The 21,740-nt window shown below is 70.1% G+C and carries 23 protein-coding genes and 1 pseudogene; 10 read left to right on the plus strand and 14 right to left on the minus strand.

Annotated elements, in window-relative coordinates; all coding sequences use genetic code 11:
- Positions 1–327: 327 nt before the first annotated feature.
- Both E4U91_RS16020 and E4U91_RS16025 read right to left on the minus strand, forming a co-directional pair.
- Positions 328–2,118, minus strand: a complete 1,791-nt coding sequence (locus tag E4U91_RS16020; RefSeq protein ID WP_137307499.1) for a DUF262 domain-containing protein — start codon at positions 2,116–2,118, stop codon at positions 328–330.
- A gap of 690 nt (positions 2,119–2,808) precedes the next feature.
- Positions 2,809–4,065: a TerD family protein gene (locus tag E4U91_RS16025; protein WP_137307500.1), complete on the minus strand. Its 1,257-nt coding sequence runs from the start codon at positions 4,063–4,065 to the stop codon at positions 2,809–2,811.
- A gap of 98 nt (positions 4,066–4,163) precedes the next feature.
- On the opposite strand from E4U91_RS16025, the gene E4U91_RS16030 reads away from it, so the two are divergent.
- Positions 4,164–4,628: a hypothetical protein gene (locus E4U91_RS16030; RefSeq protein WP_137307501.1), complete on the plus strand. Its 465-nt coding sequence runs from the start codon at positions 4,164–4,166 to the stop codon at positions 4,626–4,628.
- Positions 4,629–4,682: 54 nt separating this feature from the next.
- Entirely contained in the window at positions 4,683–4,925 is a 243-nt protein-coding gene (locus tag E4U91_RS16035) for a hypothetical protein (RefSeq protein WP_137307502.1), read from the plus strand.
- Here the strand turns inward: E4U91_RS16035 and E4U91_RS16040 are convergent.
- Positions 4,922–5,842, minus strand: a complete 921-nt coding sequence (locus E4U91_RS16040; protein WP_137310843.1) for a DMT family transporter — start codon at positions 5,840–5,842, stop codon at positions 4,922–4,924. The genes E4U91_RS16035 and E4U91_RS16040 overlap by 4 nt on opposite strands.
- A 71-nt stretch (positions 5,843–5,913) precedes the next feature.
- A complete protein-coding gene (locus E4U91_RS16045; RefSeq protein WP_137310844.1) occupies positions 5,914–6,540 on the minus strand; it encodes a TetR/AcrR family transcriptional regulator in 627 nt (208 codons plus the stop codon).
- A 112-nt stretch (positions 6,541–6,652) separates the two neighbouring features.
- On the opposite strand from E4U91_RS16045, the gene E4U91_RS16050 reads away from it, so the two are divergent.
- A complete protein-coding gene (locus E4U91_RS16050) occupies positions 6,653–7,324 on the plus strand; it encodes a class I SAM-dependent methyltransferase (RefSeq protein ID WP_137307503.1) in 672 nt (223 codons plus the stop codon).
- Here the strand turns inward: E4U91_RS16050 and E4U91_RS16055 are convergent.
- Both E4U91_RS16055 and mshA read right to left on the minus strand, forming a co-directional pair.
- On the minus strand, positions 7,321–7,833 hold the full coding sequence (locus tag E4U91_RS16055; RefSeq protein WP_137307504.1) for a type III secretion system chaperone family protein: 513 nt from the start codon (positions 7,831–7,833) through the stop codon (positions 7,321–7,323). The genes E4U91_RS16050 and E4U91_RS16055 overlap by 4 nt on opposite strands.
- Positions 7,826–9,166: a D-inositol-3-phosphate glycosyltransferase gene (gene mshA, locus E4U91_RS16060; RefSeq protein WP_137307505.1), complete on the minus strand. Its 1,341-nt coding sequence runs from the start codon at positions 9,164–9,166 to the stop codon at positions 7,826–7,828. The genes E4U91_RS16055 and mshA overlap by 8 nt, the downstream gene beginning before the upstream one ends.
- Before the next feature lie 379 nt (positions 9,167–9,545).
- On the opposite strand from mshA, the gene E4U91_RS16065 reads away from it, so the two are divergent.
- The 4 genes from E4U91_RS16065 (at position 9,546) to E4U91_RS16080 (ending at position 14,129) form a co-directional block, all read left to right on the plus strand.
- Positions 9,546–10,337 (plus strand): class I SAM-dependent methyltransferase, encoded by a 792-nt coding sequence (locus E4U91_RS16065; RefSeq protein ID WP_168218265.1) that lies wholly within the window; start codon positions 9,546–9,548, stop codon positions 10,335–10,337.
- Positions 10,338–10,661: 324 nt separating this feature from the next.
- A complete protein-coding gene (locus E4U91_RS16070; protein ID WP_137307507.1) occupies positions 10,662–11,801 on the plus strand; it encodes a C40 family peptidase in 1,140 nt (379 codons plus the stop codon).
- 341 nt (positions 11,802–12,142) lie between these two features.
- Positions 12,143–13,504: a PP2C family protein-serine/threonine phosphatase gene (locus E4U91_RS16075; protein ID WP_168218118.1), complete on the plus strand. Its 1,362-nt coding sequence runs from the start codon at positions 12,143–12,145 to the stop codon at positions 13,502–13,504.
- A 184-nt stretch (positions 13,505–13,688) separates the two neighbouring features.
- Entirely contained in the window at positions 13,689–14,129 is a 441-nt protein-coding gene (locus E4U91_RS16080; RefSeq protein ID WP_137307509.1) for a hypothetical protein, read from the plus strand.
- A gap of 353 nt (positions 14,130–14,482) precedes the next feature.
- Here E4U91_RS16080 and E4U91_RS16085 read toward each other — a convergent pair whose 3' ends face one another.
- Together E4U91_RS16085 and E4U91_RS16090 are read right to left on the minus strand one after the other, a co-directional pair.
- Positions 14,483–15,007, minus strand: a complete 525-nt coding sequence (locus tag E4U91_RS16085) for a hypothetical protein (protein ID WP_137307510.1) — start codon at positions 15,005–15,007, stop codon at positions 14,483–14,485.
- A gap of 105 nt (positions 15,008–15,112) precedes the next feature.
- On the minus strand, positions 15,113–15,424 hold the full coding sequence (locus E4U91_RS16090; protein WP_241678595.1) for a cold-shock protein: 312 nt from the start codon (positions 15,422–15,424) through the stop codon (positions 15,113–15,115).
- A gap of 922 nt (positions 15,425–16,346) precedes the next feature.
- On the opposite strand from E4U91_RS16090, the gene E4U91_RS16095 reads away from it, so the two are divergent.
- Positions 16,347–16,604, plus strand: a complete 258-nt coding sequence (locus tag E4U91_RS16095) for a hypothetical protein (RefSeq protein WP_137307511.1) — start codon at positions 16,347–16,349, stop codon at positions 16,602–16,604.
- 51 nt (positions 16,605–16,655) lie between these two features.
- On the opposite strand, the gene E4U91_RS16100 is transcribed toward E4U91_RS16095, so the two are convergent.
- From E4U91_RS16100 to E4U91_RS16120, 5 genes and pseudogenes are all read right to left on the minus strand, one after another.
- The gene (locus E4U91_RS16100; protein WP_174863998.1) at positions 16,656–16,994 is read right to left on the minus strand and encodes a DUF2516 family protein; all 339 of its coding nucleotides are present in this window, start codon (positions 16,992–16,994) and stop codon (positions 16,656–16,658) included.
- Positions 16,995–17,152: 158 nt separating this feature from the next.
- Positions 17,153–17,821, minus strand: a complete 669-nt coding sequence (locus E4U91_RS16105; RefSeq protein WP_137307512.1) for a hypothetical protein — start codon at positions 17,819–17,821, stop codon at positions 17,153–17,155.
- A 95-nt stretch (positions 17,822–17,916) separates the two neighbouring features.
- Entirely contained in the window at positions 17,917–18,432 is a 516-nt protein-coding gene (locus E4U91_RS16110) for a helix-turn-helix domain-containing protein (RefSeq protein WP_174867806.1), read from the minus strand.
- Positions 18,433–18,568: 136 nt separating this feature from the next.
- On the minus strand, positions 18,569–18,862 hold the full coding sequence (locus E4U91_RS16115) for a DUF1330 domain-containing protein (RefSeq protein WP_137307513.1): 294 nt from the start codon (positions 18,860–18,862) through the stop codon (positions 18,569–18,571).
- Between the two features lie 68 nt (positions 18,863–18,930).
- Positions 18,931–19,758, minus strand: a pseudogene (locus E4U91_RS16120) (PhzF family phenazine biosynthesis protein); the annotation flags it as partial.
- Between the two features lie 95 nt (positions 19,759–19,853).
- On the opposite strand from E4U91_RS16120, the gene E4U91_RS16125 reads away from it, so the two are divergent.
- Both E4U91_RS16125 and E4U91_RS16130 read left to right on the plus strand, forming a co-directional pair.
- Complete coding sequence (locus E4U91_RS16125) at positions 19,854–20,270, plus strand: winged helix-turn-helix transcriptional regulator (protein ID WP_168218119.1); 417 nt, start codon at positions 19,854–19,856, stop codon at positions 20,268–20,270.
- A 3-nt stretch (positions 20,271–20,273) separates the two neighbouring features.
- A complete protein-coding gene (locus tag E4U91_RS16130; protein WP_137307514.1) occupies positions 20,274–21,158 on the plus strand; it encodes a GNAT family N-acetyltransferase in 885 nt (294 codons plus the stop codon).
- Between the two features lie 68 nt (positions 21,159–21,226).
- On the opposite strand, the gene E4U91_RS16135 is transcribed toward E4U91_RS16130, so the two are convergent.
- The gene (locus E4U91_RS16135; protein WP_137307515.1) at positions 21,227–21,718 is read right to left on the minus strand and encodes an HAD domain-containing protein; all 492 of its coding nucleotides are present in this window, start codon (positions 21,716–21,718) and stop codon (positions 21,227–21,229) included.
- Positions 21,719–21,740: the final 22 nt, after the last annotated feature.

Here is a 21,740-nt window from a genome sequence, read left to right on the forward strand (position 1 = left end):
GATGCGGATGCCTCCGAGGGGGACTGGCCGGAAAAGGCTCGCACTGAGACCGGCCAATCTCTGTTGCACGGCGCCAGTGACTCCCGCGGAGACCCGCGCCACGCGTTAAATCCGACCGTGCCTTCCTGCTACGCACGCACCACTGATATAACGCGCCTTGCTTCCGGTCCGCCGCGCCCGGCCATCGGTCGGGCGCGCACTCCTAATCTTCGCCCCGCTGGGCCCGATGCATCGCGCATGTCCACCAGGAGCCTGAGCTTCACGAGAGGGTACGCCGCGGCTGGACGGTTGGTCCACGGCTTTTGCGAGTCATCGCCGCTCCGCCGACTATGGGAACCGCTTGAACAGCCTACCTATGTCGCGAGCAGCAACCTCTATGGTGCTGGATCCCTGGCGCTCGTACCAGCTGTCATTGTACGGAACCGGGTGCCCTACAGACTTCACTGTGAGAAGCAATACTGGCTTCCCATGGTAATTAGCAGGACGCATGTCACGAAGCACTTGGGACTTTAGCTCGGACTCCAGACCGGAGGCCCTGACTTTCTCCGTAAAGAAACTCATATAGCCGTCCAGTGAACCACCGTGCCCCGAGAACTCGTGCTCCACTCCGGTGATCCAGAAGTCCCCATCTTGAACGGGCGGAGCCCCGTAAAGGCTACAGACCCTTTCAGCGTCGCCCCTAGTGTCAGCGATGCCAATTACGACGTATCCTACAGTGCCGTCACCATCATTGGCGATAGCGGAAATCGCTTTCATGATTCGCTCGAAGCCGCGCGAGTCAAAGCTCCCACTACCATCGAGCGAGTGCAGACCCTGCTTCAACTCAAACAGACTGTGCTCAGCAAGGGCAGCGCGCAGAAGTCGATGAATTCTAGTTTCGTTCGCCTCGAAAAGGACGTCCCGCTGGCTAGTCTCCGGCACCGTGAGATCCCGAAGAACACCTGCCACCGCAGAGATATTGTCCCTCTTATTCTCCGCTGACCAGGTGCCGCCACCAGCCGTAATATTGAGGATGCGATCCCCAATTCCATCGAGGGCCTTCACCATCTCACCAACATCCCTGATCGATCGATTCTCGCGGATCAGTAGGGTATAGAGGGCCAAGAAGATAGTTGCATAGTACCGAGGAACCCGCTGGCGAGGAGTTTTGAACACAAGTTGAGAGAAGCTCTTCCCAGACTTTTTCAGGATAGCCTCCAGAACACCGTGGACATGTTCGAAGCGCCCCCTGATCAGCTCTGCACCTTCCCGCTGCACTGCCGATTCGATGCGATCCCTTCTGCGCTCCTTTGAGTCTCCCGGCTTGATTCCATAGTACTCATCCAGCGTCTCAGAGGCGTACCTGGGGACAGTGTCGAGGATCATTGTCGCCAAGAGGTCAGCGACAATCTCTTCGTCGCGCGACTCGCGAACTTGATCCTTCTCAAGAATCTTGTGACGCACCCAGAAAACGTCTTCGATAAAGACCCCGGGCCCCTTCCGATCGCTAGAGATACTGATGGCCGGCATGCCAGTGAGGGCAACCAAATCCCTTACGGAGGTGTCCCCCCTCACGAAGGAAGAGACCTCGCGCACCAGATCTGCGAAGTTCGAAATCGCTCCGGCTTGACGGATTTCCTGCCGAGAAAGGTACCGCCCGTTGGAGTTAATTCGCCGAAATACTTCCTCGACAATCTCCTCGTCCGGCGCGCGGTAGGTCGACATCGGAAGCACGTAGTTGGCAATGCTTACACACTCCCTCCGGTCGAGTACCGGAACGCGTTGCTGCAACTTCCCCTCGTCTCTCCGCAGCTTGGTTTCAGCAAGGGTTTCGAGGTCGAAGTAATAACCGTCAAGCGGGTACTGGTTCTCGATGAAGGAAAATATGGCATTCAAACGCTGCAGACCGTCGATGATTTCGAGCGTTGCAGCACCTCCCGCAGTGCGTTCCGCCGTTAGCACAAGCGGTACCGGAAGCTGCTTGCGCAGTGAATCGATGAAGGCCGCTTTTTCATGAATGGCCCAAACCAGTTTTCGCTGGTATCGCCTATTGACGACGAATGACTGGTTTACATAGCTGTTGTACAGCGTCTGAATATTTTCACCACGGACAATGAGATTACTGCTCAACTCAGCCATCGAATTCCCCACACATTGTCTTGACGTGTTCCTTCACTGAGCACATGGCTCGTCCAGACGAAGGCCCTCGGCATGCTGATAGGAGGACGCTACCAGGGCGACCAGACGGGGAACTTGTCTTCTCCAAAGGCCAACAACTTCGTTGCTCGTGACAGACTTGTGCGGCACATTGCATGTGCCGGGTGCGCCTGTCCAGGAAGACACACAGACTGGGGAACGCGTCCGCCTGTGCCAGACGCGTGCCAGGACAGGCCGGGATGTCTACAAAACGACAGGACCAGGGCGTCAGCCAGTTGGGCGCCATGCTACTGGACCGGTCAAACCGGTAACGTGCCGCATGACGACCGGAGCTTCCCAAGCTGATGACTCGGCACACCCGTAGCAGTCCTCCGGAAGGCCGACGGGTGCGGCGAGGTATACGCGTGCTGGTTGGTCAGCGCACTCGCTGTGGTCGGGCGGGTTGTCCTCGGCCGCGATCAGACGGGGCGGTTCGTGCGGTGCCGACCGTCAAGTAGGGGCCGCTGAAGTAGAGGCGTCGCTGGGCCGTCCGAGGTGGCTCGCAAAGCCGGCGGTGACGACTGCCTCGCACCCTTGTGCCGCGAAACCGAGCTCGGTCGAGCCGCTCCAGCCCTCACGGACCGCGCTCATCGAGGTCGTCCTCGTTAACCCGGCTTCGCGGCGCCACTCCCGTCACCTGGTTTTGAATTCGACCTTCCCGGTGCTCATTCGGAAGTTCCCGTTCGAGTACAGCGTGGGGCGCGCCTCGACATGGTTGCCGCTGTACTTCTCCACGTGCCTGATCAACGCGCCGCCGGGGACGGTGAAGTCGATCAGGGCGATCGCGACCCAGTAGGAGTAGGTGCGGTTGTTGAAGAGCGGCACGGTGACGGTGGAGCCCCGGCCATCGGTGATGACTGCCCGGGCCCCGTAAGACTTGAACGATCCGGTGCCGTTCTCCACAGCGCTGTAGGCGCAGAGGAGTACGTAACCCTGCAGGTCGGGGCGACGGATCGTGATGGTCTCCCGGCCCGGCACCTTGGAGTCACCGTCTAGCGCAATGTACGGCGGTGCGGCAGTCGATCCGAGTTGCCGGTAGTAGATGACGTCGTCGGTCCTGTTCGGGCGCCTTCCCGCTGGTGTGACGAGGCTCTTGGGCACGTGAAGGGCATAGAGGTCGAGGTCCGCGCCCGCCTGTCGTCTCGCCGCGCTGCCACCGTTCCACTCAAGCATGGCCGTTACGACCAGGTTGGGATCGTCCTTCCGCATGTCGATCGTCGCCTGACCGGCCTTGGTGAGAGCCACCCTGCCCAGTGGACGCGATGGCATCGCTTGCAGGGCTGGTGTAGTTGTCGGTGCGCTGTTCTGCGGGTTGGCAGGACGCGGTGGCGCGGTCGTCCCCGGCCCGGTCTTCTCGGCTGTCACCGCAGTCGGCGTCTGCCCCGAACTCGGTCCGGGGTCGTCTACGACGATGCCGACGTCCCCGGCTAGACCTGCCAGTCCTGTGTCCCAGCCCTGCCCCACCGCCCGGGCCTTCCAGCCGCCCGCACGTCTGTAGAGCTCGATCAGGACGGCTACCGTCTCCCGGTCCGTGAACGGAGGCGGCATGAACGTAATTCGTGCTCCACCGCAGGCGACCACCGCGTGAGGGGTGTTGCTCGCGTCGAAGTGGGTGGCCGGCAGTTCGGGGTCGATGCTGGCTACGATGGCGATGCGGTCCACCAGGGCCGACATCTCGGCCAAGTCGGCGACGATCGTCTGGCCTTTCAGTGCGACGCCGCCCTGATGAGGATGGTTGTAGAAGACGAGATCGTCGTCGCTGCGCACCTTGCCGTTCTGATCGAGTAGGACGGCCGACACGTCGATGCCGGTGGTGCGTGAGGTCAGGGTGACGTGGCAGAGACCGGACGGCAGGGGTGTATTGCCGCCTTTGGTAAGAGTAGTCGTCATGTATGGCCCCTCGTGGTGGTGCGTACATGGTGGGGCCTTCCTCCGGCTCATGTACGCGAAATGCGTTCTACAACTGAGGCAGATGGTCCACTTGGCGCGTGGAGTCCATCATCGCCAGTGCCATAGCCGTCCTCGGCACCCTGCTCGGCTCCGGGATCACCCTGGCGTTCCAGCAGCGCACCACCGACCGGAGTCATCAGTTCGCCCGGCGGGAGAAATTGCGGCAGGAGCGGCTCGACGCCTACTCCGCCTATGCCGGCGCGTTGGTCAACTACCGCCGTTGCCTGATCCACCTCTGGTTCTGCGAGCACGAGCAGCCACCGCCCGAGGAGCCGGACGCGGTGCGCATCCGCGCCTATGACCTGCGCTCCGCCGCGCAAGAGGCCCGCTTCCGCGTGCAGATGCTGACGGATGACGTGACGCTGAGCCGGGCGGCCTCCGACGTGCTCGACGACGTGACGATGTTGCAGAAGGCGGAGCACAGGGCCGCACTCGATGAGTTGAGGGTCCGGACGCGTGACGACATCGGGCGGCTCGTCAGTTCGGCCAAGCAGCATCTATGAGGTGGCGGAGCCCGATGCTTGACCGACGTTCGTCCCTCCTGGTCCGCTGAGGGCATGGCTGTTGATCCCCGTGAGTACGAGAAGGCCATGCCCGCTGTGTCGGTCGAGCTCGCCAAGCTGGAGCGGGCCGTCGTGCTGACTCGGGGCGCGTACGAGGGGCGGGCCTACGAGGTCGTTCGTCAGGCGTTGGTCCGGGCGCTGGAGGGCGAGGGCGCCCGGCGCGTTCATCCGCACGTCGTCGACGAGTTGGCCCGGCAGATCTCCCGGGGTGGTGGGAAGGCCGAAGGGCCGAGCTAGGCCGCCGGACGGCCCCTCCACGTCAGCACCGTCAGGCACGCCCCCACCAACCCCACCCCCAACCACCCCACCCCCGGCAGGTGTTCGCCCACGATCAGTACCGCCAGTACCGCCGCCACCGCCGGTTCCAGCAGCGTGAGGGTCGTTGCCGTGCTCGCCCGGACGTGGGTGAGGCCCCAGCCGAAGAGGACGTAGCCGGTGAACATGGGGACCAGGGCCATGTACGTGCCGACCGCCGCGTTCGTCCAGGACGCCAGCAGGGGTGCGCCCGTCGCCAGCAGGACGGGGAGCAGCAGCGCGCCGCCCAGGCCGAACACCGTGCCCATCGCCGCCCGGGAGGAGATGCCTCGGGTGATCAGGCGGTGTGCTGCCCAGGAGTACAGGGCGTACGTCGTCGCCGCGACCAGGCCGAGGCACACGCCGAGGACCGTTTCCGCGGCCGAGCCCCCTCGGGCCGCGGACCCCGCGCCCATCGTCTCCGCCGCGCACAGCAGCACCGTGCCCAGCACGCCCAGTGCCGCGCCAAGTTTCCAACGGCGTGTCAGGCTCCCGGCGTCCAGCAACCGTTCGATCAGCGCCGACGCCAGCGGTGCCGTGCCCAGGGACACCACCGTGCCGACGGCCACCCCGGCCAGGCGCATCGACGTGTAGAACGCCAACGGGTACACCGCCACCGCCAGCGCGCCCAGCGCCACCGTGCCCCCGCAGGCGCGCAGCGGCCGCCTCTCGCGCGCGATGTGCGCCCACGCCGTCAGCGCCTGGAGCAGACCGCCCAGGCCCATCGCCACCGCGCCGATCGCCAGCGGGCCCACCCCCGGCGCGAAGGTCGCCGCCGTGCCCGTCGTGCCCCACAGCACCGAGGCGGCCAGGACGCACAGGCTGCCCACGGTCGCCGCCGAGGGACGAGCCGTCGACAGTCGCGGGTCGTCCGCCGACCGGGTCCGGACCGCGGCGGCCACCACCGGCGACGAACGCGAAGAACCCTCCCTCACGACCTGCCCAGCCCCTCCAGCACCCGCACCGCCAGCTCCCGCGCGTGCCGCACGCGCGTGTCCTCGCCCTCCAGGCCCGCCCGGGCCATCGCGCCCTCCAGCAGGAACGACAGGTGCTCCGCCGTCGCCCGTACCTCGTCCGGGCGGTCGGGCAGCAGGTCCCGCAGGTGCCCGGCGAGCAGGGCCTCGACCTCCTCCTTGTGGCGGCGCACCACCGCGCGCCCCTCGTCCCCGGCGGGCAGTTCCGCCGCGGCGTTCAGCAGGCCGCAGCCGCGGAAGCCGCGCTCGTAGGCGAAGGCCGCGTGGGCGGCGTACGCGTCGAAGACCGCGAGGACGCCCTCGCGCGGGCCCTCGGCCCGGTCCAGGCGGGCGCGGTACAGGCCCAGCCACTCCTCGTGCCGGGCGTCGAGGTAGGCGCGGACCAGCTCGGACTTGGAGGAGAAGTTGTTGTACAGGCTCATCTTCGCCACGCCGGCGTCCGCCGTGATGGTGTCGATGCCGGTCGCCGCCACGCCGTCGGCGTAGAAGCGGCGGGCCGCGGCGGCCAGCAGGCGTTCGCGGGCGGGGCGCCGACGCCGGCTCGCGGTCCCGACGTCGGCCGTCGGCTCCTCGGTCTCCTGCATCATTCAGCCTCGACATAAATAGGTAGGTCGGTCTACCTAGCGTAAGCCATGGGTGGCCGGGCACGTCCAGTCCCACTTCCGTCCTCACTCCCGCCCGAGACGAGGGGCTCCCATGGACTGGCACACCTGGCACCGCGCCTACGACGCACCCGACTCCTACCTCAGCCGCCGCCTGGCACTCGTGCGGGAGCGGATCGCCGATGCCCTGGACGGCGCGCCGGACGGGCCGTTACGCGCGGTCAGCGTGTGCGCGGGACAGGGACGGGACCTGATAGGGGTGCTGGCCGGGCACCCGCGCCGGGACGACGTACGGGCCCGGCTGGTCGAGCTGGACGAGCGCAACGTCGCCCACGCGCGCCGCGCCGCCGCCGAGGCCGGGCTCCACCAGGTCGAGGTGGTCGCCGGGGACGCCTCCGCGACCGACGCCTACGCCGGGATGGCCCCGGCCGACCTGGTGCTGCTGTGCGGGGTCCTCGGGAACCTCACCGACGCCGACGTACGACGCACCCTCGACCACTGCACCCGGTTGTGCCGGCCGGGCGGTGTGCTCGTGTGGACGCGGACGCGGCACCACGACACCGGAGTGTGCGGGTGGCTGGAGGAGCGCGGCTTCGTTCCGCTGTGGGTGTCGGGGCCGGAGGTGCCGTACGGCGTCGGCGCGCACCGGTACGCCGGTCGGGGCGGGCCGTGGCCCGCCGGGCGGCGGATGTTCAGCTTCGTCGGGTACGACGCGCTGCACGGGCGACAGGGCCCGCCGGCGGAACCCTCCTCCGCGTCCCGCTAGCCGCGCTCGCCCTCCGGGCGGGTCAGGTGGGCGAACGCCTCCAGGTTGCGGGTGGACTCGCCGCGTGAGACCCGCCACTCGTACTCGCGCCGGATCGCCGAGGCGAACCCCAGCTCCAGCAGGGTGTTGAAGGCGCCGTCGGCGGCCTCCAGGACCTGGCCGAGGAGGCGGTCGATCTCCTCCGGGGTGACCGCCGCGAGGGGCAGCTTCGCGGTGACGTAGACGTCGCCGAGGCGGTCGACGGCGTAACTCACGCCGTACAGCTTGAGGTTGCGCTCCAAGAGCCAGCGGTGGACGCCGGCCTCGTTCTCGTCGGGGTGGCGCACGACGAAGGCGTTCAGGGAGAGGGAGTGGCGGCCGAGGCGCAGGGAGACCGTCGTGGCGAGCTTGCGGGTGCCGGGGAGCTGCACGACGTAGGTGCCGGGCTCGGGGCTCTCCCACTCCAGTTCGGCGTCACGGAGGGCGCCCTCGACGGTGGTCTGCGCGGCCTGTTGCTGTGCGTCACCCATGGTGCGAGCGTACGCGACGGCGGTGGGCGTGCAGGGCGGCCGTGTACACCTCGGCGGTCGCCCCCGCGGCCCTGTCCCAGCCGAAGGACTGCGCGTGCCGTGCGGCGGCGGCGCCCATCCGGGGGGTGAGCGCGGGGTCGTCGGCGAAGCGGGCCAGTACGCGCGCGTAGGCGGCCGGGTCGTGGCCCTGGACCAGGAAGCCGGTCTCGCCGTCGCGCACCGCGACCGGCAGGCCGCCGACCGCCGCGGCCAGCACGGGCGTGCCGGTGGCCTGCGCCTCTATGGCGACCAGGCCGAACGACTCGCTGTAGGAGGGCACGACCAGCACGGACGCGGCCCGGAACCAGTCGGCGAGCTGCTCTTGGCCGACGGGCGGGCGGAACCGTACGACGTCGGCGATGCCGAGCCGGGCCGCGAGCTTCTGCAGCCCTTCCGGCTTGGCGAGGCCGCTGCCGCTCGGGCCGCCGACGACGGGGACGACGATGCGCGAGCGCAGCTCGGGACGCCGGTCGAGGAGGGCCGCCACCGCGCGCAGCAGCACGTCGGGCGCCTTCAGGGGCTGGATGCGGCCGGCGAAGAGCGGGACGAGGGCGTCCTGCGGCAGGGCGAGGCGGGCGCGGGCGGCGGCGCGGCCGTCGGCGGTGCGGAAGCGGTCGAGGTTCACGCCGGGGTGGACGACGGCGACCTTGCCGGGGTCGGCCGCGTAGTGCCGGACGAGCTCCTCGGCCTCCTCGGTGGTGTTGGCGATGAGGCGGTCGGCGGCGTCCACGATCTGGGTCTCGCCGATGACGCGGGCGGGCGGCTCGGGGGTGTCGCCGGCCGCCAGGTTGGCGTTCTTGACCTTGGCCATGGTGTGCATGGCGTGCACCAGGGGGACGCCCCAGCGCTGGGCGGCGAGCCAGCCGACGTGGCCGGAGAGCCAGTAGTGGGAGTGGACCAGGTCGTAGTAGCCGGGGCGGTGGCCGGCCCAGGCCTGCATCACGCCGTGCGTGAAGGCGCACAGCTGGGCGGGCAGGTCCTCCTTGGCGAGGCCCTCGTAAGGGCCCGCGTCGACGTGCCGGACGAGGACGCCGGGGGCCAGCTGGACGGCGGGCGGGACGGCCGCGGTGGTCGCGCGCGTGAAGATCTCGACCTCGATGTTGAGCGCGGCGAGGCGCTGCGCGAGCTCCACTATGTAGACGTTCATGCCGCCGGCGTCGCCGGTGCCGGGCTGGTGCAGCGGTGAGGTGTGCACGGAGAGCATGGCGACGCGGCGTGGCCTGCGGTACGGCAGCCGGAGCCGTGAGGGCGTGGCGGGAGAGCGACGCCCGAGCCTGCTGACGTACTGGCTCACGTGGCGTTCCTCCTAGCTGCGGGCATGCCGGGCGGAGGACGTGGGGCTCCCTCCAAGCTGGTGCAACATCGCGGGGGCGGACTCCCATTCCGGCCGGGGCGGTTTTTGCCGAGGGATTACCGGCCTTCGCTCAACCGTTCGACGCGACACTGCGTCACGGGGGACGGGGTCGTGGGCTCGCGTCAGGGAGCTGCGTCGGGGAGTTCTCGGGGCCGGTACCGGACGCGGTGTGCGGCAGGGGGTACCCCGCCGCACACCGTCGATCGACCGCCACCCCACGTGGTACGTCCCGGGTGCCCCGCATCCCACGCCGCATACCCTCGTACGCATGACCTCCCGCACCACCCCCCGTTCCCCGGGCACGGCCGCGCGCCGCCCCGTGGGCACGGTCACGCGCGGGACGACCAACCCCAACCGGCTGCGCCGCATGGACCGCTGGATCGCGGCCGCGCACGGCGCCGAGCTGCGCCGGGTCGCGGACCCGGTGGCGGTCGACCTCGGCTACGGCGCCGCCCCCTGGACGGCCGTCGAGCTGCTGGCGCGCCTGCGGTCCGTCGCGCCGCACGCGCGCGTGGTGGGCGTCGAGATCGACCCCGCGCGCGTGGCGGCCGCCCGGCCCTACGAGCGCGACGGTCTGGTCTTCCGGCACGGCGGCTTCGAGGTGCCGCTGGCCGGGCGTCCGTCGCTGATCCGGGCGGCGAACGTGCTGCGGCAGTACGACGAGGGCGAGGTCGCCGGGGTCTGGGAGCGGCTGTGCGCGCGGCTCGCGCCGGCCGACCCGGCGTCCGGGTCGCGGGGCGGGCTGCTGGTCGAGGGCACCTGCGACGAGATCGGCCGGCGGCACGTGTGGGTGGCGCTCGGTCCCGAAGGGCCGCGGACGGTCACCTTCGCGACCCGGCTGGGCTCGCTGGACCGGCCCTCGGACCTCGCGGAACGACTGCCCAAGGCGCTGATCCACCGCAACGTGTCCGGCGAGCCGGTGCACGCCTTCCTGCGCGACTTCGACCGCGCCTGGGCCGCGGCGGCGCCCTACGCCTCCTACGGCGCGCGGCAGCGGTGGATGCGGGCGGTACGGGACCTGACGGCCGACTGGCCGGTGGTGGACGGGCCGGTGCGCTGGCGGCAGGGCGAAGTGACGGTGGCGTGGGGGGCGTTGGCGCCGCTGGGGTGACGGCGCTTTCGCCATCGCCCCCAGCTTCCGCCCCTGACCTCCGGGTTCAGGGTTCGACCCGGACTTGGCCCGGACCCCGGCCCGGAGACCGCCCGGACGTCTCTCCGGGATCCCCCTGCGTTCCCCCTGGTCGTCCCGCGGATCGCGCCCGCCCCGGAACGATCTCCGTGAGGCGTTCGTCACACAGGGGGGATCGCGTCATGACCAGGCGGTCGTGGCGGGAAGTGACCGGACGTACTGCCTCTGTCGTTTTCGGCCGCGGCATGGCACGATCCCCCAGGCGTCCATAAGTTACTGACGGTAAATCAGTTTGGGGGTAGCGGCATGGCGAGCGGCACGACACGCGGCGGCCTGATCGCGGCGGCCGTGACCGTGGTCTGCGCGGTCACCGTCCTGGCGGCACCCGGCATGGCATGGGCCGGCCCGAACCCCGCGCCGTCGGCCTCCGCCACCCCGGCACCGGGCACCACACCCGGTGCGGCACCCGGTACGACGGCGGGTGCGGGTGCCGGTACGACGCCCGCGCCCAGCAAGGACCTCCAGGCCGTGCGCGCGCAGCTCGACACGCTGTACCACGACGCGGCGGTCGCCACCGACGCCTACAACGCGGCCGAGGAGGCCGCGAAGAAGCAGTCCGCGGCGCTCGTCGAACTGGCCCGGAAGATCGTCAAGGGCCGGGAGCGGCTGGCCGAGTTGAAGACCCGGGCCGGCGCCGCGGCGGCCGCCCAGTACCGCACGGGCGGGCTGCCCGACGAGGCCCATCTGCTGCTGAGCGACAACCCGCAGGAGTTCCTGGACGGCACCGGACGGGTGCTCCAGGGCCAGAAGGCCACCAAGGGCCTGCTCGCGGAACTGACGCAGACCCAGCAGGACTTGGAGCAGTACGCCGAGGACGCCTCCGCGCAGTGGCAGAAGCTGGAGGCCAACCGCAAGGCCAAGGCGAAGGCCCAGAAGCGCATCGAGCAGCAGATCGCGGCGGCCGAGGAGCTCGAGTCGCAGCTGGAGAAGCAGGAGAAGGAGCGCCTGGCCCAGCTGGAGAAGGAAGCCGCGCAGCAGGCGCAGACCGCGTGGTTGGACACCGGTGTCCTCAAGGGCGCGCAGGGCAAGGCGACCACGCAGGGCGCGAAGGCGGTCCGGTTCGCGACCGCGCAGATGGGCAAGCCGTACGAGTGGGGCGCCGAGGGCCCGAAGACCTTCGACTGCTCGGGGCTGACCTCGCAGGCGTGGGCGAGCGCCGGAGTTCCCGTCCCGCGCACCTCGCAGGAGCAGTGGAAGCAGCTGCCGCACGTCGCCGTGGAGGACATGCGCCCCGGTGACCTGATCATCTACTTCAAGGACGCCAGCCACGTGGCGCTGTACGTCGGCGACGGCACGATCGTCCACGCTCCGCGTCCGGGGCGGACGGTGACGCTGGCGGGGGCGGGTTCGATGCCGATCCTGGGGGTCGTCCGGCCGGGGGCGTGAGCCGGGTCGTGAGCCTGGTCGTGAGCCGGGGCACGTGATGTCGAACACGCGGGGCCCGGGTGCGACATGAGTCCGACATGACGGACCCGTGACCCGGGCCACGTGACCCACGGCACGCCCAACGGCCCACAAACCCGGCGAAGACGTGACGTTCGTCATCCCCGCTGGTCGCGGGGGCCGCCCAACTGCGGCGCGGCGACCGGCACATGACGGCGGTCCGCGAGCGACCTGCGTGCCGTGGACCATTCCCCCGCGGCGCCCGTTGCGGCTATGGTCCCCGTCGGTGGGTCGAGGTCCCTCGTCCCCGCCGTGCCCTCGGGGGGAGGGAAGGAACCCAGACGATGCCCGTACCCGTACCGCGGCAGAGAGCGATCCCGGCCGTGGAGAGCGGTCAGGCGCGGACCGCGTCACCGCAGGGCGGCGGCGCTCCCCTCGAGGAAGAGGCGAACAACCGAGCCGCGCGCACCGACGGCCGCAAGGAAGCGGCGGTCGAGACCGCCGACACCGCCGCCACCAGTACTCCGGCCAACCTGAGCCTGCTGCTGATCCAGGACGACCCGGCGGCCGCCCCGGTCGTGCCCGGCCTGCTCGACCAGGCCGGCAAGCCGATCCGGGTGCGCACCGCCCGCAACCTCACCGAGGCCGAGCGGCTGCTCACCGACGACGTCCACTGCATCCTGCTGGACCTCGCGCTGCCCGCGACCGGCCGCGCCCAGGAGGGCGACGACGAGCTCGCCGTGCTCAAGCAGGTGCTGCGGCTCGCGCCCCGGCACGCCGTGCTGGCGCTGACCGCGTCCGGCGACGCCGAGCGCGGCGCCGAGGCCGTGCGCGTGGGCGCCCAGGACTACCTCTTCCACGAGGAGCTGGACGGGCGGCTGCTGAGCCGCGCGATCCGCTACGCCGTGGAGCGCAAGCGGTCCGACAGCGCGGAGCGCCGGCTCGCCGAGGGCAGGCTGCGCGCGCAGGAGAACGCCCGCCTGGAGCGGGGCCTGCTGCCCACGCCCCTGCTGGAGGGCTCCACGCTGCGCTTCGCCGCCCGCTACCGTCCCGGCCGTTCGCGCGCGCTGCTCGGCGGCGACTTCTACGACACCGTGCGCACGCCCGACGGCACCGTGCACGCCATGATCGGCGACGTCTGCGGGCACGGGCCCGACGAGGCGGCGCTCGGCGTGGAGCTGCGCATCGCCTGGCGCGCGCTGACGCTGGCCGGGCTGTGCGGGGACGAACTGCTCGGCACGCTGCAGCAGGTGCTGGAGCACGAGCGGGACGACGACGAGATCTTCGCGACGCTGTGCACGGTGGACATCGCGCCGGACGGCCGCCGGGCCGGCCTGTGCCTGGCCGGACACCCGGCCCCGCTGATCGCGCGGCCCGATGGACCCGCCCGCCTGCTGCCGTACGACAACAACGGCCCGGCGCTGGGGCTGCTGCCCGGCGCCCGCTGGCCGCGCACGCAGGTGGAGCTGGGCGCCGAGTGGAGCCTGCTGCTCTACACCGACGGCCTGATCGAGGGCCGGGTCGGCACGGGGAGCCGGGAGCGGCTGGGGCAGGACGGCATGGTGCAGATGATCCGCCGGCTGCTCGGCGAGGGCCTGCGCGGCGAGGAACTGCTGCGCTCCTCGGTGAACGAGGTGCGCGAGCTCAACGGTGGCGAGCTGACGGACGACGTGGCGCTGATGCTGCTGGAGCGGACGCGGGGCTGAGGACGCCCCTCAGGCGGCTTCCGGGGAGATATGGGCGGGTCATACGCTCCGAGTAACCAGGGGGTCACGTGGGGTAGAAAGCCGTTCTGCGTTTCAGCGTGCCGCCCGAGGTTACGGCTCGTCCGCCGGCACCGAAGCGCGGCCATCCGTCTCAATCGCCACCGACTCCCGGGGGGGGGCAACCGTGGAGAACACCGGGCACCGGCCTGAGCCCCAACCCGGCGATGAACAGAACGTCACGCTTAAGCGCGCCATCGAGGCCGCCTGCCAGGGCTTCGACACCCCAGCCGGCCCTGCATCCGCCGGCGCGGAGGATCCGCAGGTCGCCCACGGAGTTTTGCTGCTGAAGCCCGCCGAGGTGGCCTCCGCCGGACTGATCGCCCACCGCGACACCTGGGAGTGGCTCGCCGCCCTGGCCGTCGACCACAGCCATTTCCGCACTTCGCCCGCCGTGGAGGACTTCAAGGAAGGCCGCGTCCGGACCGTCCTGTCCGGACGCTCCCTCATCGCCCTGCTGATCGAGCCGTGGAACACCCGCCACTCCGCTGCAGAGCGACTGGGCCATGGCCGTGACCTCCTACAGCCGCGTCGCGTTCAAACTCACCGGTGTCACCGGACAGGGTGAGACGCTTCGCATCATCCTGGACGACGGCCTTCCCCCCCGAGGCCGGTGAATGACCGCCGTTCGGGGGCTCGAAAGCATGAGGGTCACACCACCTGCTGGAGCCAGTAGCTGACCCCGCTGGCGATAGCCACTCCGGTGCCGTAGGCGAGACCGCGCATGAAGTGTCCTGCGGCAGCGCGGCGCTGGGTCTGGGTCCACAGGCGGCGCCGGGCGAGGGTCGCTGGCCGTCCGGATCGCGGCGACCCAGGCGCCACCCTGCGGTCCAACTTCCGCGCACTGGGGCCCAACTATCAAGCCGTCTCGGCTCGCTAGGTGCACTAACGAGCCGAGACGGATACCGCAGTTACGACCTTTTAGGAGTCATAAGCAATCTCGAGGTCGCTGACGTACGCGTCCAGGGGGTTGCCGCTGTCCTGCACAGTCATGGACGGAGTAAGTCCGTCGAATAGAGAATATTTGAAGCTGAAGCCGAGGTCGGCCCTGCCGGTCCTGCCACCGACCCTCACGGGAAACGTGCAGTTTCCGTACAGGGTGTAGTTCTTGTTGCGACGATTGTTGGGCACCGACGAGTGCCAGAAGTAGTTGACGGCGACATTCGGGTGGCTGTTGTGGTAGGGAAGTTGCATGTGCCCGGCCGAACAAGTCATTCGACCTGTGGCTATGGCCTGCACTGCCGGGGATGTGCGGAACGACCAGGCCATGGGAGCGGGACGCCCGACAGTACCGGCCATGTTCACCTGGCCGGTGAAGGTGCCGTTGGCGTCCGTTTTCTTGTAGGAGGGGTCTGAGACCTTGAATGTGAACTTGCCCTGCTGCGTCCCGGCATGAGCCGGAACGGCAGCCAGAGCGAGAACTGCGGCCAGCGCAGCGGAGCCCACTGCAGCAATCCTTTTCGTGGATTTCTAAGACAGCGCACAACAGCAGAGACCACGCCACGGCTGCACATGCTGATAGGACAGATTCGGTCGGTTACCGATACAGTGTCAGGAATCGAACCTGATGTTCAGGTCGGACGAATAGCCGGGCCGTTCACCCTCGCTGGGTGCGCGTCGCACTCCGGCTTCAGGCCAGACGGACACGGCACGCCAGCGGTACTCGTCCTGCTCAGCCTGCTCGGCTGAGAAGGTGACGGACTGACCAACGGTCAGCTCTCGATAACCCTCGGCCTGGATGACCGAATAGTGTGCCCACACTCTGTCCGGGAGGGCATCGGAAGCAAGAACTCCCCAGCCCTCCTCGCTGTGCCACTCAAGCACGTGGCCGGAAACAACGTCTGCAGACGTGGCGTCAGACACTTTGGGCCCCCCTTGTAACACCGGTAATTCACCGTTCCGGCGTGCGCTGTGGTCAGCAGCGCTCGACCGAACCGCAGTCACGTTAACAGATGGATCGAAAACGCGATCTTGTTTCCCGGTCTCGGTGACGCGTCGGGTGCCCTTGCCAAGCACAGCTTCAGCGCTCGGCCCGCGGCGTGCCCATTGAGAATTACTCGCACGAGCATCTTCGGTGCTCAGTAGAGAGCGTCATCGGCTCGCCCTGATCCTCTGCGTCGCGTCACGAGGTATGGGTCAAGGGAGCTCGCCGCAGTTTTCTGCGCAGGTGGTGAAGGCCTGAGGATGCCATCGAGAGCATAGTTTGAGTCATCTGTGTCACTTCTTGAAAGTGCATGCGCAATTCAACTTTCCGCAAATTTTTGTTGTTGCTTGTACGGATTGACGGACTGCCAGGTCGTGCGCAGGTAGCGCTTTCGAGCGCGGGGGGGCGAACCGTGGCGTTGCACTACTGCAAATCTGCTCCGGGTGCGCCGGTCGGCGCCGGTCAGGGCCTCGCTGAAACAGGTCGTTGGGGCGCTGCACGATCGGGCGTACGAGTCCGCTTACCTGTTCTCCAGAGCAATCACGCTCAGGTGCCGCCCCGTGGCGGAACGGGGACCAGACATGGCCGGCGGCGTCTGCGCAAAAGGAGGAAGGACTACCCGCTCTGTGAACTACGAGGTAGGCAGCTCTGCGCTGGCCCGCGGAGCCGTGGCACGGTTGGCTGTGCAGGACAGGCGTTTAGACACCCTGGTCCGCCCCCATCCCCCGTTCACCGCGCCTGAGGCCTCTAGCGGTGGCCTGGACGATGCCGAACAGGCGGTAGCGGAACTCATTGATTCCATGCCGCAGCAGTTCCTGGCACTTCCATGAACGCTACGCCCGGGCCTACTACGAGTACGCCATGATTCATCTCGGCAGTGACGATGTCAGCCGCTACCTGGTGGACATGACGTTCGTCTACCTCGCCATGGACTCGCGTCACATGGCTGCTGATCCCGGCCGCTACGCCTGGTTGCTCCTGAAGGACAGGGTGGCCGCCGAGCTGGCAGAACGAGGCCGGACGCCGGCCGCCCAGGAGCCGCTGGCCTACGCCCGTGCCATACGTGCGGCCACCGCGCCGTTCATTGGCTGGCGGCCCACGCCGTGGTGGCCGTCGTGAGCGCCGGTTGTCGGCGGCCTTCGCCGTACCGGCCGCCGTGGACGCCCGCTGTCAGCGGCCGCCGTTGTACGGGCCGTACGGGCCGTCGCTGCTGGAGCCGCGGCCCCGGCCGCTGCGGCCGCCGCCCGGGAGGGTGCGCAGCGCGGGGCGGACGTCGACCATGTACACGATGGTCGCGATCAGGCCGATGATCGGCAGGAACGACAGGATGTTGAAGATCAGGTTCACCACGAAGGCGAGCGCGAGGACGATCAGCCAGAACGGCTTGGTCTGCTTGTCGGCCGCGCGGTAGGCGTCCTCGCGGCGCGTGGCGGCGTCGATCAGAGCGAAGCCGCTGAAAAGGATCAGCGCCATGCTCAGCAGCCACATGAAGCCTGCGAACCCCTGCATCAGCACTACGTCCACCACCCGACTCGGCGCGTCCTTACGCGGTCACCGTACCCGCAAACCACGTCACCGCCACCCGTGATCGGGACGGTGTACCAGGAGAACGGGCCGGACGCTCCGGGAGTGCCCGGAGTGCCGGCCCGATCCGTGTGCCGCCGGGGTCACTTGGCGGGCGGGGGCGTCTTCTTGGCGGTGGGCGTCGTCCGGCGGGGCGCCGGGGTCTTCTTGGCGGCCGGGGTCTTGGCCGAGGCGGACGCGGCGGTGGGCGTGGCGGTGGCCGTGCCGGCCGTGCCGTCTTCGTCCCGGACCGTGACGGGCTGCGGCCTGGGCGCGGGGTCCGACTCGACGGCGACGGCGAAGTTCTCCACGCCGTCGGCGACGCTCTCGATGCCCTCGGCGATGCCCTCGATGCCCTCGGCGGCCCCGCCGCGCCACTGCCGGACGGCCTGCTCGCCGTGCTCGGCGACCTTCTCGTAGGTCTCGCGGGCCCTGACGGCGTACTCGGCGGCGACGCCGACGCTGCGCAGGGCGAGGTCCTGGGCGTTCTCGCCCAGCTTCTTCAGGTCGCCGTCGAGGGAGGAGAAGAACTCGGTGACCCTGCTCTGCAGGGTCTCCTGGGCCTCCTTGGCGCGGGCGGCGGCCTTCTCCTGGACGTCCTTGGGGTCGGTGTTGCGCACGGCCTCGAAGCGGGCCGGGGCCTCGACGCGCAGCTGCTCCACCAGGCCGGGCACCTTCCTGGCCTGCTGCAGCGCCAGGTCGGCGGTGCCGGCGGCGAAGTAGAGCGGCGTGGGGTCGCTGAGGGTCTTGCGCAGGTCGTCGGTGATGGCCATGGTGAGGGTCCTCCCTTGGGCGCGTGGTGCGCGGTCGTCGTGTTCGGCTGGGGGTGGTGTCGCTCCGCGGTCGGACGGTCGGTCCCCTGGTCCGGTCAACCGGCCGTCTGCCGCGGATCGGCGTCGTCGTCGTGGCCGCCGTGCGGGCCGTGGTCGTCGTGTCCGGCGTCTTCGCCGACGGTACGACCGCGGTGTACGGCGGTGCCGTCGACGCGCCCGGGGGGCGGGGCGTCGGCGGGGCGCTCGCTGCGGGTGTCGATGTCGAAGCCGTTCTCCTTGCGGAACGACTCGTAGATCTGGAGCAGCGCCCGCTTCTGCTGCTCGGTGAGCGTCGGGTCGGCAAGGATGGCGGCGCGCGTCTCGACCTCGTCGCGGTCGCGCTCGGCGTCGAGGATCCCGGCCCGCACGTACAGCGTCTCGGCGGAGATCCGCAGCGCCTTGGCGACCTGCTGCAGCACCTCCGCGCTCGGCTTGCGCAGCCCGCGCTCGATCTGGCTCAGGTACGGGTTCGACACCCCGGCGGCGTCGGCGAGCTGCCTGAGCGACAGCTGGGCGTTGCGCCGCTGCTCGCGCAGGTACTCACCGAGATTGCCGACGTTGAGCGTTGCCATGCCCCCAGCGTGCCCCACCTCCGCTAACAATTGCAAGCAATCGCTAGCAAGAGTGTGTCACGCCACCCGGGAGGGGGTGGCCTCGTCCCTGACGCCCTCCTCCCCGGCGCCGTCTTCCCTGACGCGGCGCCGGTCGTCAGTCGAGGCCCGCGACGATGCGGAAGTCGCGCTCGACCCCGTCGCCGAGCACGGCCAGGGCCTCTTGGTAGGCAGCACTCGCGCGTGCGGCGACCGCCTGTTCGAAGCTGTCGAACTCGATCAGGACGGTGCGCTCGGCGATTCCGGCGTCGTGGGCGACGACCCGGCTGCCGCGGGAGAGCAGCCGTCCGCCCGCGGCCCTGACGGCCGGACGGGCCAGCTCGTCGTAGGCAGCGACCCTCTCGGGGTCGGTGATGGTGCGGTAGACGCTGACCCAGTAGCCCTTGGCCACGGTCCCTCCTCTGTCCGGAACGGATCGGTGTGCGGAGTTCCTCGGACGACCGTGCGCGTGATCGCCGCCCGTCCGCCGACGCGGATCCGCAGTCCCGTGCCGTCGTGGTGGGCGGTCGCCGTCATGGTGGACGGGCTGCCGAGGTGATCACCCATGTCGACGGCGAGGCGGTGGATGCCGAACCCGGCGGCATGCGCGGCCAGGCAGGCCGTGCCGTTGGCGTTGGCGATGTCCTCGAGGACGCCGATCGACGGCGCGAACATCCGGGCCGCTGCTCGGCCGTGCCGGTCCGGGGGCGCGTAGGCGTAGCAGCCCAGCAGGCCGTGCCGGTCGCAGGCCGCGCGCAGCCGGGCCGGGTCCGGCGCGAGTTCGGCCAGTGCGGCGCGGGACCGGACGGGCAGCAGGAGCCTCGGCCGCCCGTTCGACGCCACGCAGGCGTCGCCGGCGACCGCGTCCGCCGCCAGTCCGAGGCCGCCCGCCACGGCCCTCAGTTCGGGTCCGGCCGCGCTCCGCAAGCTGACCGGACCGGGGTCGAACCACGCCGTCAGACCGTCACCGCTCCGGCTCGCCCGACCGGCGAAGGCGCGGTGGGCCGTACGCAGGACGGCGCGGTGGTCGTGGTCGGCGCCGGCCCGTTCGGCGAGCACGGCGAGGGCGGCGACGGTGCCGTGGCCGCAGGCGGGCAGTTCGGCCTGGGCGGTGAAGAACCGCAGGGTGCAGGCGGGACGACCGCGTTCGGTCCCGGCCGCGCGGAGGAAGACGGCGTGCGACGTCCCCCACTCCGCCGGGATGCGGCGTCGCTCCTCGTCGGTGAACGGCGCATCGTCCAGGACGACGGTCGGGCTGCCGCCCGTGCCGTCCGGCTGACACGCGCTCACGAGAACCGCCTCGGGCATGGCGCCTGCCTCCTCCGCTTCGATTACCGAAGCGATCGTCGATGCTAGCGTGTCGGAATCCGAAGCAGCAACCCTGGAGAGCGGGACGTCCCGACATGGCAACACCCCGACCCGGCAGCCCCGTTCGCGGCTCGGCCACCGGCCGCCCCCTCATGGCCGCACTCGATCTGTTCGGGCGGCGCTGGAGCCTGCGCATCCTGTGGGAGCTGCGCGCGGGTCCGCTGGGGTTCCGCCCCCTTCAGGCGCGGTGCGACGACATGTCCTCCAGCGTGCTCCGGCAGCGCCTCACCGAGCTGCTGGAGGCCCAGGTGATCCACCAACTGCCGGACAGCCGCTACGAGCTCACCCCGCTGGGACAGGAGGCGCGCCACGCCCTGAACCCCCTCGCCCGCTGGGCGGAGCGCTGGGCGGCCACGATCGAGCCGCAAGGGGCGGACCGCACCGACGACTCCTCCGACCGCGTCCCGCATCCGGACACCGCGGGCGAGGGGACGACAGAGGGGAAAGCATGAGGCATGCGCGCCGATGACTCACGCCCCGCCGCCCCGGACGACTGGCACCTCGTGGACGACGTCGGGGAGTTCCTCCGGCGGGCCGACGGATTCTTGCGGGAGCGGCCCGGGCGGCACGTCATGCAGTCGACGTGGGCCGAGCGGGTGCGGGTGCGCGGGCTGGAGGCGTTCGGGCCCGGGACTCCCTCCTTCGGCCTGCTGGAGCAGGGCGGCGAGGTCCGCGGGACCTGCTACCTGCTCCCGCCCGGCACGCTGGGCCTCTCCCCGCTCACCCCTCGCCAGGCCGACGCCCTGGCCGCCCGGCTGGCCGCCCTCGGGCACGCACCGCGCTCCGTCAGCGCGGACCAGGACACGGCCACCGCGTTCGCCGGGGCCTGGCAGCGGCTCACCGGGGCGACGCCGCGGCCACGGGACGTGCGGGTCCGGCTGTACCGGCTCGGCACGCTGACCCCACCGGAGCCGATGCCGGCGGGCCGCGGCCGCGTGCTGGGCGAGCAGGACCTGGAGGAAGTCATCCACTGGTGCGGCGAGTTCGCCCGCGCGGTCGGCGAGGCCGCCCCGGCCGACGCCGCGTCCTGGCCCCACACCCGCTTCGCCGACAAGCGCTACACCCTCTGGGAGACCCCGGACGGCACCCCCGTCTCCGTCGCCGGGATGAACCCCCTGATCGGCGGCCAGATCCAGGTGGACATCGTCTACACCCCGCCCCAGCTGCGCGGACACGGCTACGCGGCCGCCGTGACGACCGAGGTCACCCGGGCCGCCCTCACCGCGGGCGCCCAGGACGTCGTCCTGTTCGCGGACCGCTCCAACCCCACGAGCAACGCCCTGTACCAACGCCTGGGCTACCGCCCGGCGGCCGACTGGGGGGCGTACGACTTCACGTGAACCGGGCGGCCGTAGCGGTCACCGTCGTGGTTGCCGCCAGCCGTAGTGCCAGCCGTCGGCGGATGTCATCAGCCCCGGCGCAGGCCGGCTCGCGCGAGTCGCTCGCGCAGGCCCGCCAGGTCCGTCCTCGTCAGGCCGATGCCGTGCTCGACCCGGTGGAGGATGGCGGGCGCCGGGTGCCGGGCGGCCACCCACGACCGGTCGGCGTCGGTGATCTCGTCGTCCAGCCACACGAAGGGGCGGCCCGCCGCCCGGGCCAGGAGCGCCTCGGTCTTCCAGTGGACCCCGCCCGGCCGGGGCGCCTCGTCCGCCTCCTCGGGCCAGTCCACCACCGGCAGGGGCGGCAGGCCGAGCCACGGCGCCACCACGCTGTTCGCGTCCTCGCCCCAGGTGGTGGCCCACGTCATCTCGCAGCCGAGCGACAGCAGGCAGGGCCCGAGGGCGGGATCGAGCCGGGCGAGCAGGGGGTGACCGGGAGGCGTGGGACCGGTGTACGTCGCGTACGGCGTCCGCCCGCCGAACGGGATCAGCGTGCCGTCGATGTCCAGGAAGAGCAGCATCGCATTCAGGATCACTCCCGGA

It is taken from the genome of Streptomyces lasalocidi, from assembly GCF_005280215.1.
GTDB classification, from domain to species: domain Bacteria; phylum Actinomycetota; class Actinomycetes; order Streptomycetales; family Streptomycetaceae; genus Streptomyces; species Streptomyces longwoodensis.